This is a genomic window from Amycolatopsis sp. NPDC051128, assembly GCF_040682715.1.
In the GTDB taxonomy this organism is placed as follows: domain Bacteria; phylum Actinomycetota; class Actinomycetes; order Mycobacteriales; family Pseudonocardiaceae; genus Amycolatopsis.
Genome location: NZ_JBFBBN010000004.1, coordinates 316,183 through 328,810, shown reverse-complemented (window position 1 = coordinate 328,810; position 12,628 = coordinate 316,183). Strand labels below are relative to the sequence as shown.

General features: G+C 70.9%; 12 protein-coding genes. 2 read left to right on the top strand and 10 right to left on the bottom strand.

Going from position 1 to position 12,628, the window contains the following annotated elements:
* Positions 1–313: 313 nt before the first annotated feature.
* From AB0M82_RS07425 to AB0M82_RS07385, 9 genes are all read right to left on the bottom strand, one after another.
* Positions 314–469 carry a hypothetical protein gene (locus AB0M82_RS07425; protein WP_086857727.1) on the bottom strand — a complete coding sequence of 52 codons (156 nt, stop codon included), beginning with the start codon at positions 467–469 and terminating at the stop codon, positions 314–316.
* Positions 470–607: 138 nt separating this feature from the next.
* Positions 608–832: a hypothetical protein gene (locus AB0M82_RS07420; protein WP_364718477.1), complete on the bottom strand. Its 225-nt coding sequence runs from the start codon at positions 830–832 to the stop codon at positions 608–610.
* Between the two features lie 162 nt (positions 833–994).
* Positions 995–2,335 (bottom strand): DUF4407 domain-containing protein, encoded by a 1,341-nt coding sequence (locus tag AB0M82_RS07415; RefSeq protein ID WP_364718475.1) that lies wholly within the window; start codon positions 2,333–2,335, stop codon positions 995–997.
* Complete coding sequence (locus AB0M82_RS07410) at positions 2,325–3,617, bottom strand: hypothetical protein (protein ID WP_364718473.1); 1,293 nt, start codon at positions 3,615–3,617, stop codon at positions 2,325–2,327. Before AB0M82_RS07410 ends, AB0M82_RS07415 begins: the two co-directional genes overlap by 11 nt.
* Positions 3,614–5,635: a hypothetical protein gene (locus AB0M82_RS07405; protein ID WP_364718471.1), complete on the bottom strand. Its 2,022-nt coding sequence runs from the start codon at positions 5,633–5,635 to the stop codon at positions 3,614–3,616. Before AB0M82_RS07405 ends, AB0M82_RS07410 begins: the two co-directional genes overlap by 4 nt.
* The gene (locus tag AB0M82_RS07400) at positions 5,632–6,318 is read right to left on the bottom strand and encodes a hypothetical protein (RefSeq protein ID WP_364718469.1); all 687 of its coding nucleotides are present in this window, start codon (positions 6,316–6,318) and stop codon (positions 5,632–5,634) included. The genes AB0M82_RS07405 and AB0M82_RS07400 overlap by 4 nt, the downstream gene beginning before the upstream one ends.
* Before the next feature lie 140 nt (positions 6,319–6,458).
* Positions 6,459–7,181 (bottom strand): Crp/Fnr family transcriptional regulator, encoded by a 723-nt coding sequence (locus AB0M82_RS07395; RefSeq protein ID WP_364718467.1) that lies wholly within the window; start codon positions 7,179–7,181, stop codon positions 6,459–6,461.
* Between the two features lie 211 nt (positions 7,182–7,392).
* On the bottom strand, positions 7,393–8,022 hold the full coding sequence (locus AB0M82_RS07390) for a zinc ribbon domain-containing protein (RefSeq protein ID WP_364718465.1): 630 nt from the start codon (positions 8,020–8,022) through the stop codon (positions 7,393–7,395).
* Positions 8,023–8,129: 107 nt separating this feature from the next.
* Positions 8,130–9,305, bottom strand: coding sequence for an MFS transporter (locus tag AB0M82_RS07385; RefSeq protein WP_364718463.1), 1,176 nt, complete (start codon positions 9,303–9,305; stop codon positions 8,130–8,132).
* Between the two features lie 95 nt (positions 9,306–9,400).
* On the opposite strand from AB0M82_RS07385, the gene AB0M82_RS07380 reads away from it, so the two are divergent.
* Both AB0M82_RS07380 and AB0M82_RS07375 read left to right on the top strand, forming a co-directional pair.
* Positions 9,401–9,901, top strand: coding sequence for an Lrp/AsnC family transcriptional regulator (locus AB0M82_RS07380; protein WP_364718461.1), 501 nt, complete (start codon positions 9,401–9,403; stop codon positions 9,899–9,901).
* Between the two features lie 47 nt (positions 9,902–9,948).
* On the top strand, positions 9,949–10,743 hold the full coding sequence (locus tag AB0M82_RS07375; RefSeq protein WP_364718459.1) for a M15 family metallopeptidase: 795 nt from the start codon (positions 9,949–9,951) through the stop codon (positions 10,741–10,743).
* Between the two features lie 53 nt (positions 10,744–10,796).
* Here the strand turns inward: AB0M82_RS07375 and AB0M82_RS07370 are convergent, their stop codons facing one another.
* A complete protein-coding gene (locus AB0M82_RS07370) occupies positions 10,797–12,563 on the bottom strand; it encodes a hypothetical protein (protein ID WP_364718457.1) in 1,767 nt (588 codons plus the stop codon).
* Between the last annotated feature and the right edge of the window lie 65 nt (positions 12,564–12,628).

Here is a 12,628-nt window from a genome sequence, read left to right as displayed (position 1 = left end):
CCGTCCATGCGCACGGCACGCGGAGCGGCCCGACGCATGCCGGGCACGGTCTCCAAAGATACCCGCCCGGATCCGGACGGAGCGCGGCGGGGGGTCTGTAGGTCGGCGAACCTGCAGCTTACCTCTCAACAGCGACGGAACGCCGGATGTTCCGGCCCGTGGGCCGGTTACCCCGGCCCACGGCCGTCCACACCTTGAAGGCACGGCGTGAACGACTCTTTCCCGGGTCCGGGCGAGGTGAGCGACTCGTTCACGAAGCTGCCGGCAGAGCCGCGCCCGGCCGGCACGGCTCCGTCAGGTCACGCCGGTGAACTCAGTCTTCGTCCGGCTTCGCGTGGTCCGGTTTTCCGGGGTTGGGGTCCCGGGACAGGTCGATGAGCGGGTGCACGCCAGCTCCCTCGGGGGCCGCGTGGCTCCCCGTCGACTTCGGTTCTTCGTCGGGCCGTCCGGCCCCTTCGGTGCTGGTCATCACACACTCCTAGCGCGTCGTCCCTAGCTTCCCCTGCGCCGAAACCTACCCATTACCCGGTCGGATGACGCGCAGCGGGACCGGAGCGACCGTTCCGTGTGTCACACTCTCGCCCATTGCTCACGCAGGGTGACGGGCTCAGCGGCGACGTGTCGCGAGGTGGGTCAAGGCCGCCGACAGCGCGAACACGAGGCCGAGGCCGACGACGTATGGCCCGGCGATGAGGGCGAGCCCGGCGCCGATGTTGGCGTCGGGCCGGTCGGACGTCGCCTGGTAGCCGAGCGAGCCCGCCGACAGCAGGACCGCGCCCGCCGTGATCAGCACGACGGCCACCACCGTGAGGCGCTTCGTGACGGGTGTCATGTCCCCATGGTGCCGGGCGCCGCCGGAACCCGCCGGACGACGTCCCCGGTCCGGGAGCGTGGAGTGGGGCGCCGACGCACCACGTCGCCGGGGCCCTCACCCGGCCGGAAGGCCACACCGAGAGACTCCGGGTCCCTCGGCGTGGCCTTCCCCGCACCTCCCCTACGACTGGTTGCGCAGCTTCGCGGCCAGCGCGTCGATCTCGGCATCCAAACCGGACTCCCGCTCGGCGCGGGCGGACCGGTCGGCCTCCTCGATGCTGCCGATCCGGGTCCGCAGGTTGTACTCGGTGCGCTGCAGCCAGACGTCGTTGTCCGCGCTGTCCTGCCGTTCCCGCAGCGTGACGTGCCGGTCGTGCAGCCGGCGCGCGACCTCGACCTGCCGGGAGACGAGCACGTCGTAGGCCGTCGACGAGCTCATCAGCTTGGTCAGCGCCGGGAGGCAGTCGATCGCGATCAGCAGCAGCCGCACCAGCCACTGCGCCGCGGAGACGAACCCGCTGCGCTCGGCGAGCCGCCCGAGCGCCTCGTCCTCGTCGAGGATGCCGATCGAGCCCTGGTTCTCGCGCTTCTCGGCGACCTTCGCGGTGATGGCCTCGCTGATCTGCCGTCCGGCGGTCTGCTTGGCGCCACCCAGCGCCCTGGTCAGCTCGTCGATCCGCGTGTTGGCCGCGGTCAGGTCGGCCTGCCGCCGTTCGAGCCGGTTGTCGTCGCGGAAGCGGTCGGCCACCTGCCGGTTCCGGTCGCATTCGGGACCGTCGCCCGCCACGCCCGTGAGCCCTTCACCCCGGGCGCCGCTGCACTCCGCGCGGGCCAGCTTCTCCAGCCCGTCCCACTGGGCGTAGAGGGCGTCGTACTCGGACTTCGCCGCGTCGCGGTTCTTGACGGCCTTGTCGAGTTCCTGCTGCGCTGCCTCCGGCGAGTCCTTGATGACCAGCTGGAAGTCCGCGCAATCGGGCGTCTTCAGCGCCGGTGCCCCTTCGGGGTTGCAATGCCGGTACTGGCTTTCGTAGCCCGACAGCTCGTTCTGCCTGCCGTCCAGGACCTCCTTGTGGATGGCGGGCTGGAAGACCCACAGCACCAGCGGCTCCGCGATCACCGCACCCATCAGCAGCGAGATCACCAGCCGGGGGACGATCACCTTCGCCTTGCCCGCGCCGAGCATGCCGTGCGTGCTGGCGATGAGCCAGCCGTCGAAGCTGATGATGACGTACGCCCAGAGCACGCCGGCCGGCAGCAGGAGCACCCAGGGCACCGTCGTCAGGGTGGTCAGCGCGACCAGCAGCGACACCCCGGCGAGCAGGCCGGTGTTGAAGATGATGGCACCGAGCCGCGTGTACCTCGGCCGTTCCTCCGGGACCCAGTCCAGGATCTCCTCGCGGACCCCGGCCAGGCCCCGCAGCCACCGGCCCGGCCCGCGGTGCGGGTCGACCGGCCGGTACGTGCCCAGGGGGACGTCCGGCGGCAGGGCGCCCCGGGTGGGCGCCTCGGTGTCAACTGACATCCTCTTCCCTCACCCCGGTGTCGTCGTCGGCTTCGGCCTGCGCCGCGGCCAGCTCCGGCTTGGCCCCTTGCTCGATCTCTTCCGGCGGCTCGGCCCCGGTGAGCTCGGCGATCAGCTGGTTCGCGTTCAGGTTCGTCATGTCGAGGTGGCCACGCTTGGCGAGCTCCCGGACCACTTCGAGCCTGATCTCCTTCGCGCGCCAGGTGTCGGCCCGCGCGCGACCGTGGTCCTCCCGCTCCCAGCGACGCTGTTCGTTGCCCCGCTCGGTTTCGAGGAGCCACTCTTCGTGCTCGCGGTCGAACTCGGCCTGCCGCTCCATGCGCTCGATCTCGGCGCGGTGGCGGTTTTCGGTCAGCAGCCGCTCGGCCAGTTCGGTCGCGTCGAGTGAACCCGTCACATAGGCGTTGGCCAGCGCGCTGTCCGGGTTGTCACGAATGATCGAGGCGAGCGCCGTGATCTCCTCGCGATCGTGCCCGCGCTGCTCCCGCTCGAAGTCGTTCCGCTCGCCCCGCAGCTTGAGCTCGTACCGCTGCCGTTCGGCCTCGACGACGCCGGTGTGGTGGGTGCGCTCCCGGTCCAGCCGCTGCTCGTGGATCAGTCGTTCGGTGCCGAGCAGCTGGTCGTTGTGCTGGCGGTCCTTCGTCAGCGAGTGGTCCAGGCGCTGCTGCGTCGTGTTCAGCTCGTGCTGGTATTCGATGCTGCGGCGGTTCCCCATGAGCTGCCGGACCTCGTCCGGCGTGAGCACTTCGACGCTGCGCAGTTCGACGGCGATCCCCGAGATCACCGGAGGCTTGAGGGTGGTGAAGGCCTTCACCTGGGCGTTGACGTCCCGGCGAACCTCGTTGACTTCGTCGAGCCGGTACTTCAGCCCGAGCTCGAAGATCCGGTGGTGGCTCTTGAGATAGGCCCGCAGGAGCGTCTGGGCGTCACCGCGGCCTTCGCGCACGACGCTGACGGCGTCGGTCACCGTGCAGACGAACGTGACGCGCATGGTGAAGTCTTCGGCTTCGACGCACGGGATGGCCAGCTCCACGAGCACTTCGGCGTCGCGGGTCAGGTCGACCAGGCTGACGTGCGTGGCGTTGACGACCTGCTCTTCGTCCAGCCGCCGCTGGGCGCTGTCGAGGACGTACTCACCGTCGACGCGGTAGACGAACACCTGGTGCGCGTTCGGCCGGGGCAGCTCGTCGTGCCGGCGGTATTCCTTGCGCCAGAAGAACTTCCCCCTGACCTGGGCGGGGTCCAGGGATCGCTGCTCGACGATCGGGTAGGGCTCGGTCATGGCAGTGCGGCAGCCTCTCGGTGCAGGTGGGCGATCGCGGCGAGCAGGTGCTCGACCAGCGGGGAACTGTCCTCGTGGGTGCGGGCTTCGAGCGCGGCGAAGTCCGCGCGGAGATGGTCGGCTTCCCCCGGCGACAACGCCGTCGAGATGGCCTCGCCCAGCGAGGTCGCGACGGCGACCGGGTCGTCGCAGAGGTGCTTGAGGTCGTCGAGGGCCGCCCGCAGCACGGTGAGAGCGCGTTTGCGGGTGGGCCGGTTGCGCAGCACCGCGGCCCACAGCCGGCCTTCGACCGGTGCGGCCCGCTCGCGCGCGTCGCAGAGGTAGGTGATCGCGGCGTGGCGGCCGGTGATCCGGTCACGCGCGGCGAGAACGCTGAGGATCGCGCGCGTCGTGACACGCGCGAGTTCCGGCGTCGCGCCGGGCTTGGCCAGCCGCCGAAGCTTCCCGTCCAGCAGCGTCAGCACGATCCCGGCGCCCTCGGTCCGCCGGGTGAGCGTGACGAACAGGCCGGCGAGCGCGACGTGCGCGTCGCCGGTCACCGTGTGGCTCTGGTGGATCAGCTGCCACAGGCGGTTGGCCGCCTCGTGCGGGTAGCGCGCGCCGAGTTCGCCGCTCAGCGCGACCGCCCCGGTCCACCGTTCGGCGGGGGTGCCGCGGCCCGCCCAGTTCGCGGCCAGCCGCAGGGCCTCCGGTGCCAGCGCTTCGTCGTAGCTCAGCAGCCACAGCACGTGCGTCGCGGTGGTCTGGCCGGGCCAGCCCTGCTGCCCGTCGGCCCACGGCGCCAGGATGTCGTCGACCTCGTCGAAGGCGTACCGCGCGAGCTCGGCAAGGCCGGCGGCGACCCGCAGACCTTCCTGCGGCATCACTTCGTCCAGCCACGCCGAGACGCCGTCCCAGAACGGCGCTTCCTCGCGGGCCCACAGCTCCGCGAGGACGAACCCGCGGTACCTCGGCTCCCTGAAGAGCGGGCAGTGCCGCGCGACGCCGTCCGAACCGACGCGCTCGATCTTGATCAGGCTGTCGTGAGCGTAGAGCTTGAGCCGGTGCTTGCGCAGCAGCTCGGGCTGCTGCCGTTCGACTGCTTCCGGCTCCCTCGTCACGACCGTCTCGGCGAGCTTGGTTTCCAGCCGGCCCAACGCGGACTCGAAGGTGCGCTGCCGCGCGCCGTCGAGGAAGGCCAGCGCGGTGACGGCCAGGTAGTCACGCTCGTCGCGCTCCTCGTCGAACCACGCCCGGACGCGGTCCTGCAGGGACGCGTCCAGCTTCGGCAGCGCCTCGTCCAGTGTCTTCCCCTCGTTGAGCGCGGCCGCCACCGCGACCAGGTCGCCGAGCCGCCCGCCGCCGGGACAGGCCTCGAAGAGCTGCTCGCTGATCCGTTCGGCGTCCTCGAGACCGGCGAGCCGGGCCAGCAGCACCTTCCGCAGGTCGGGCGGGACCCAGCTCACCTGGGCGACGGCGTCCACATCGGCCGGCTCGGCGGGAGTGGTCGTCGTGACGACGAGGTAGGCCCCCTGGTCGCGGACGCGGTCGCGGACCGTCCGCCACGTGAAGTCGACGTCCGCGGCTTTTCGCTCGGCGATGTGGTCGGCGATGACGTAGCCGTTCCCGGCCGCGTACTCGCGTTCGGCGAGGCTCTCGAGCCGGTTCATCGGGGACAGCACGTACAACGGGCCCTGGGTGACTTCGCGCAGCAGCGCGATCGCCCCGGTCCGCTTGCCGCTCCCCTGGCTCCCGTGCAGGCCGACGACGTGGTCCTTGCGCAGGGCGGCCAACGCCGTGTCGTAGCAGGCGGGCGTGACGTAGTGGCGCAGCTCGGCCACGACGTCGACGTCGTCGAGCTTCCCGACCGCCGCCTTGACCCGCTCCGGCCGCCGCGGGCCGATGCCGAACTGGGCGCCCTCGGCGTAGATCGGGCCGTTGAACTGGTTGACCGCGCCGGTGAGCTGTTCGGTGTAGTCGTCGCCGGGGGCCGGTTCCGGCACCTCGGCCGGCTTCTCCGCCGGTTCCTCCTCGCTCATCGGCCGTGCTGGATTCCGAAGACGGAGTTCGGCGCGTCGACGGTCCCGTTGATCACGGTCATCGCCTCGGCGCGGTAGTGGTGCCCGGCCGTGACAGCGGGCGGCCGGTCCGGGGGATCCGCGGCCGGCGGGGCGCCGTGGACGTCGTACCCCGGTACCCGCAGCCACGCCACGTCGGTGAATTCCTTCTGCCGCACCACGACTTCCCGGAATTCGGCGGGCTTCAGCGAGGTGTGCCGCTGGGCGACGACGTCGGTGTAGATCTGCCGCGACACGAGCACGGCCAGGTCGGCGTCCGGAAACGTGTGGAGGGCGCCGCGCAGTGGCGCGCTGTCGACGAGGCGGCTCACACCCACGACACCCTGCCCCGTCCAGCCATTCGCGCCGGGCATCGCGACCCCGTGGTGGATCGCGATCCGGACGCGCATCCGGGCGTCGGCCGCGAGGTCGTGGTTGTGGTCCGCGAGCGCCGCGACGAGCTCGCGGACGTAGTCGTCGGTGACGGCCGGTTCCGGAACCCCCGCCGGGAGGATCGCCAGTTCACCGTCGCCGGCGCCCTGCCGGTGCCAGGTCGTCCGGTCCAGGCCGCTGCGGGCGGCGGCCGTGTCGGCCACCGCGAGCAGGCCGGACTGGATGGAAGCGTGCTGCCGGTCGTCTCGGCCGCCATAGCCTTGTACATCCATGGAAACGAGCAGGTGGCGGGAAAAATCGCTGCCGCGAGCCAAGGTCATCGTCCTTTTCGGAGCCGGTAAGAGATGAGCGCCGAGTCTGCCTGCACTCCGTGACCGAGACTCCGGAAAATTCCGTGATCTGCACCGGTTTGTTAGCCAGGATCAGCGAACGTCGCTAGCCCGTTCGGGTCAAGAATGGTTACTGTCCGGTATCGGCACGCGATATAGTTCCTGTCCTTCAATTGACGGACTGCCAATTGAATCGCGTCCCGGCCCGCGCCGATGAGTTTGCCGAATTCCGGTTGGGAGAGCTGGATCCCCAGCCGCACCCCGGCCTCGCCGGGCGTGCCGTGGTCCACGGCGAGTTCGAGCAGGACCCGGGCGAGCCGCACCGCCGTGTCGTACCCGGCGAAGTCGAGACGGCGGCGGTTCGCCCAGTCGAGCCGGTCGGCGATCATGTGGCAGACCACCCGCCAGGCTTCTTCCCTGCGCTGCAGGAAGAGCCGGAAGTGCTCCAGCGCGATCCAGTGCACCGTCATCGCCCGGCACGTCGTGACCGTGGCCGAGCGCGGACCCTCGCGCAGCACGCCCATTTCGCCGACGAGGTCGCCGCTGATCCTGATGCCCAGCAGGCTCTCGGTGCCGTTCCGGGCCGCCGCGGTGACCTTGACGCACGCCAGCTGGGGCTGTTTTCCGTGTCCCAGGAGGAAAACGTGCTTGCTGGGCTCGCCTTGGTGCAGCAGAACGGTCCCAGCCGGACACGCTTTCGGGGTCCCCAGCCGCAGCAGCTCACCGGCCAGCGCAGCCGGCAACCGCGACATCACCGTGCCACCGGGCCATCCCGGGTCGTCCCCGCCCGTACCGTCGGCAGCCACGCCGCGCCCTCCTCCACGAGTTCCGGAACGGCCTCCCGATCCGGTTCCGAGCCCGCGAGCCCCCCTCGCGCACCCTAGACAAATACCCGTGATGACGGCGGTTTGTCGATGTCGGAAAAAGGGCGCGGCAAGCCATCGCAGGACGTACTCGCAGAGCTGACGGAATTCGTGGAAATCAGTGCGGAAACGCCGGTTTCCGAAGCAGTGCGACTCAGAGCTTCGCGCCGCAGTCCGAGCAGAACATCGCGCCCGGCTTGTTGCTTTCGCTCCCGCAGCCGCCGCAGCCGACCTTCAGCGCCAGCGACGTGCCACACGACGAGCAGAACTTGCCGCCGTCGGCCTTGAGGCCGCACCCCGGGCAAGTGACCTTGGCGCGGGTGTCGATGTCCAGGCCGGAAGTCCAGTCCTTCTCGCGGGCCTTGTCCCAGATCTGGTCGCGCTGGGCGGACGCCTGCGCGCGCGAGATCTCCTCCGCGACACTCGGCGAACACCGCAGGCACTGGCCGATCTCCTCGTTCCAGCACTGGTCCTGGCACATCCAGTCGCCGCAGCCGCGGCACTGGCGGAAGCTCGGGGTGATCGCCTCGACCGCCGCGGCCAGCGCGCGGTCCTTGGCCGGCGAGTTCGTCGCGCGGTCGTAGCGCCACTGGTCGGCCGAGTTGCTGAGATCTCGCAACGTCCCGCCGAAGAACGAGCCGACAGCGCGAAGCACGCTTCGCCCCGTCTCGACGTTGTCACGCTGGAAGGGGGACCGGTAGCCGTTGCCGCAGCGTTCGCACCGGAACTCGAACTGGTACCCCTGCGTGTTCGAGAGGTCCGAGAAGTTGTCCGTGAAAGGCACCGAGTCAGCCACGGCCCATCTTCACCAGCCTCCGGTGACGTCGGCGAGGAGAGATTTGCCGACAACGACCCCACTACTTTCCGTCGACCGGGAAAGATCACCGGCTGTCACGACTTGCGGGGAGCGAGCAACGCCAGCGGGAGCATGGCCAGTATCCCGCCGACGACCGCGACGAGCGCGTACCCGCCGCCGGCGAACAGCTGCCCCGAACCCAGCGCCGCCAGCGCGGAGGCCGACCAGACGACCGCGTCGGCGAAACCCTGCGCCCGGCGACGCGTCTCGGGCGCGAGGTCGCGGCTCAGCTGCGCGCTGCCGCCGACGAACACCAGGTTCCAGCCGTACCCGAGCAGGAACAACGCCACCGGCAGCCCGGAAGTGTGTGCCGTCGGCGCCGCGATCGCGGTCGCCGTCGCCAGCGCCAGCACGCCGAGGCCGGCGTTGACCGTCACGCGCGGGCCCCACCGGTCGGCGATCCGCCCGCTGAGCGGCGCCAGCGCGAACATGCCGATCATGTGCGCGCTCAGCACCCAGCCGACGACTTCGAGGCCGTGGCCGTGGCTCTGTAGCTGCAACGGCGTCATGGTCATCACCGCGACCATCGTGAGCTGCGCGGCGACCATCGCGACCAGCGGGCGCGCGACGGCGGCCGAGCGCACCGGCCCGCGCGCGACGACCACCGGTTCTGGTGGCGGCGGGACATCGCGCGGCAGGAGCGCCGCCGCCAGCGCCGCACCCGCCGTGGCCAGCACCGCCACCGCGACCGGCCCCGACAGCGACGGCCAGCCGAAGCCGGTCACGACGTGCGCCGCGGGCGCCATGAGCGCCGGACCGGCGAGCGCGCCGACCGTCCCGGCCCAGACGACCGTCGCCAGCGCGCGGCCCCGGCGTTCCGCCGGGTACAGGTCGGCGGCGAGGTAGCGGGACAGCTGCGCGCCGCCGTTGCCCACGCCGACCAGCAGGATGCCCAGCAGCAACGGCAGCACCGACGTCGCCAGCGCGGCGGCGAACGCGGTCAGCGCGCCGAGCACCGCGACGCCGTAGCCGGACACCAGGACACGGCGGCGGCCGAGCCCCGGCAGCAGCAGCCCGGCGCCGAGCGCGCCGGCCGCGGTGCCGAGCACGCTCGCGACGCTCGGCAGCCCGCTCCAGCCCGGCCCGCTGCCCGCCGCGACGATCAGCGTCGCCGCCGTGCTCAGGCCGACCGTGGCCGTGTTGAGCAACGCGACGCCGGCGAACAGCGCCCCCATCGACCGGGTCCGCCCGGTGGTCGTCAAAGTCCCCATGACCAGGAACTTTAGGGATTTCCGGCCGCGCGCCGAAGGGACGATCAACGGGATTTCGGTCGCTCGGGGCGCGGTTCGGAAGGAAGATGGGGGCCATGACCTTTCGTTCGGAAAAGCCGCTGGACGACGTCGACTGGCGGCTGCTCGACCTGCTGCAGACCGACGGGAGGCTGTCGTTCAAGGAGCTCGGCAGGCGGATCAACCTGTCGGCGCCGGCGGTGGCCGAGCGGGTGCGGCGGCTCGAGGAGGCCGGGGTGATCACCGGCTACCGCGCCCAGGTCGACGCGCGGCGCGCGGGCCAGCCGCTGCAGGCGTTCGTCGAGATGCGGTGCGCGCTGAGCAACTGCCTGCTGAAGACGTCGAAGTCCGAGGACTACCCGGAGGTCGTCGAGATCCACCGGCTCAGCGGCGACCACTGCACGATGCTGAAGATCCGCGCAGCGTCACTCGAGCACTTCGAGGGCCTGCTGGAGCGCCTGGGCAAGCACGGCGAGCTGCGGTCGTCGGTGGTGCTGTCGACACAGTTCGAAGGGCGGCCGGTGCAGCCGCCGGCGGACGACTTCCTCCGGGCATCGACTCCGGAAGGCTGGTCGTGACCCGAAGAGCGGCTGAGTTCCGGGCGCTCAGCTGCTAGACGAGAGGGATGCCGATCTTCACTCGGAGGGTGCGCGCGCTCGCCGTCACCCTCACCGCCATGGCCACCCTCGCCGTCCCCACCCCGGCGCAGGCCACCACGCCTGTCGCACCCACCGGGTTCGTCGCGCTCTCCGACGTGGCGCCGTCGATCCTGCAGGACATGCGCTACGCCACGCGGCACAACTTCGTCGGGCGGCGCGTCGACGGGTACCTGGCGCCCCTCTGCATCCTGACCCGGCAGGCCGCCGAAGGCCTGCGAAAAGCCGAGGAACAGCTGAAGAAGCAGGGCTACACCCTCAAGGTGTACGACTGCTACCGCCCGCAGCGCGCCGTCGACCACTTCGTGCGGTGGGCGAAGGACCTGGCCGACGAGAAGATGAAGGCCGAGTTCTACCCGAACGTCGCCAAGGACCGGCTCTTCGCCGAGGGGTACATCGCCGAGAAGTCCGGGCACAGCCGCGGCAGCACCATGGACCTCACCCTCGTCAAGCTCCCGCCGCGGCCCCAGCGGCCCTACCGGCCAGGGGAGCCGCTCAAGCCCTGCTTCGCGCCGCAGGACCAGCGATTCCCCGACAACACGGCCGACATGGGCACCGGCTACGACTGCTTCGACCCGCTCGCCCACACCGACAACCCGGCGATCACCGGCCTCCCGCACGAGAACCGCCTGCTGCTCAAGAACACCATGGCCGCCGCGGGCTTCCGCAACCTGCCCGAGGAGTGGTGGCACTTCACGCTGAACGGCGAGCCGTTCCCGGACACCTACTTCGACTTCCCGGTGTCCCGCGGAAGCCTGCACTGACGCGAAAAGCGCCCCCGGTCCGCTGTGGACCGGGGGCGCTTCGCTTTCCAGCGTCAGATCGTGCGCCGGCGACGACGGGCGCCGAACACCAGGCCGCCGCCAAGGGCGAGGGCGAGCAACGCGAGCGCGCCGAGCCCAACCGCGTCGACGCCGGTGCTGGCCAGCCCGGAGCCGCCGCTCTGGCCACCGCCGGTCCCGCCCGGTGCGCCGGTCGTCGAGGTCGGGGCACCGGCGGTGCAGTCCGCCGGGTTGGCCGGCACCGCGGGCAGCGGCGCATCACCCTGCTCCGCTTCGACCTGGAGCTTGACCGGGCGGTCCGCCGGGCCGCGGACGAAGATCGACCAGGGGTTCTCGTCCTTGATCTTCCACCCCGCCGGCGGCAGGAAGAACAGCCGGTACTCAGGCCCGGGCACCACGCCGTGGAACTCGAAGTGGCCCTTCGCATCGGTCGTCTGTTCGGCCGTGACCGGGCAGTGCCGGTCGGACACCAGCACGACCTTGACGCCGGCGACCGGCTGCTTGATCTCGCCACGGTCGTCGTAGACGGCCACGTCGCCGACCACGGTCGCCTTGACCCCGGGCACCGCCGCCTGGGCGCTCGCGTTCGGGTGCTCCTCGATGCCGACCTCGCGGTAGCCGAAGTCGCAGTCCGCCGTGACGACGCCGCTGTTCCGAGCCGCGTCCGGCACCCGCTCGGTGACGTCGAAGGTCCGCGTCTGTCCGGGAGCGATCGTCACGCCGTCGGCAAAGGTGTCGAGATCTCCCCACCCGGGGCCGCCCTTCAGCGCGAAGTCGGAGCCGAAGCGGTCGCACGAGGCCACGATGCCGGTGAGCGGGATCGAGCCGGAGTTGGACAGCGTCACGGTGAGGTGCGCGAGGTCGCCGGGCTGGTAGCTCTCCTGGGTGAACACCATCGACGCCTTCAGCGCGCCGTGCAGCGGCGGCACGGCCCGGATGAGCAGGTCCTTCGAGCCCGTTCCGACGTGGACGTTCTGGAACGGGATCAGCCAGTCGCCGGCCGGCACGCCACCGAGGTTGTACGTGGCCGACGGGACCTTGCCGAAGTCGATCTTCCCCTCGGGGCCGCTCGTGGCCGCGTACTGGTTCGAGCCGTACGGGTACCGCAGCGTGACCGGGATGCCGGTCAGCTGCTCGCCGTCGTCGAAGACGCCGTTGCCGTTCCGGTCGCCGTACACCGTGCCCCGGGCGGGCAGCAGCGTCTGCTCGACCTTCGCCGTGGCGCCGAAGTAGGCGACCCGGCCGCCGTCGCTGTCGAAGACCTGCCCCTCGAGGACCACCTCCGTCTGGGTGATGTCCCGGATCTTCCCCGTCTTCTTCAGCTCGAAGCTCTCCCCCGGTTGGAGGTCCACACCCGACTGCTGCACGAGCTTGCCCCAGCCGTTGTCGTCGAAGAAGACGAGCAGGTCGGTCGGCTTGCTCATGCTCTGGGCGATGTGGATGCCCTTGGCAGGGACCGTTCCGGTGTTGGTCAGCGTGAAGGTGAAGGGGATGTCCTCGTCGGACTGGTACACCGTTTTGCCGAGGGCAGCCGTGGCAGTGACCTGCGCTTGGTCGTCCGGCGCGGCCTGCGGCTGCGCCGCCGCGGGCTTGTTCTCCGGCTCGGTGGAGCTCGGTGCGGAACTCGGCTCCGGAACCGGGGCCTTCGAAGTGGACGGCGCTTCGGATGTGGCCGGTGCGGTGGCGGTCGGTGTCGGCTCGTCCGCGGCCGCCGGGCCGGCGAACACGCTGGTCAGCACGGCCGCGGCCGTGAGCGTGGCGAAACCGCGCGCGAGCGATCTCGCACTCTTGGATATGTTCACGAACAGTCACCCCTGATTACCCGTTGAACGCGCAAAGCCCCCGAGCCGCGTGAACCGGCTCACTC

Bases quoted from the DNA above. Each gene is read 5' to 3' on its own strand.
- AB0M82_RS07425 (WP_086857727.1), bottom strand. From the start codon at position 469: ATGACCAGCACCGAAGGGGCCGGACGGCCCGACGAAGAACCGAAGTCG.
- AB0M82_RS07420 (WP_364718477.1), bottom strand. From the start codon at position 832: ATGACACCCGTCACGAAGCGCCTCACGGTGGTGGCCGTCGTGCTGATC.
- AB0M82_RS07415 (WP_364718475.1), bottom strand. From the start codon at position 2,335: ATGTCAGTTGACACCGAGGCGCCCACCCGGGGCGCCCTGCCGCCGGAC.
- AB0M82_RS07410 (WP_364718473.1), bottom strand. From the start codon at position 3,617: ATGACCGAGCCCTACCCGATCGTCGAGCAGCGATCCCTGGACCCCGCC.
- AB0M82_RS07405 (WP_364718471.1), bottom strand. From the start codon at position 5,635: ATGAGCGAGGAGGAACCGGCGGAGAAGCCGGCCGAGGTGCCGGAACCG.
- AB0M82_RS07400 (WP_364718469.1), bottom strand. From the start codon at position 6,318: ATGGATGTACAAGGCTATGGCGGCCGAGACGACCGGCAGCACGCTTCC.
- AB0M82_RS07385 (WP_364718463.1), bottom strand. From the start codon at position 9,305: ATGGGGACTTTGACGACCACCGGGCGGACCCGGTCGATGGGGGCGCTG.
- AB0M82_RS07380 (WP_364718461.1), top strand. From the start codon at position 9,401: ATGACCTTTCGTTCGGAAAAGCCGCTGGACGACGTCGACTGGCGGCTG.
- AB0M82_RS07375 (WP_364718459.1), top strand. From the start codon at position 9,949: ATGCCGATCTTCACTCGGAGGGTGCGCGCGCTCGCCGTCACCCTCACC.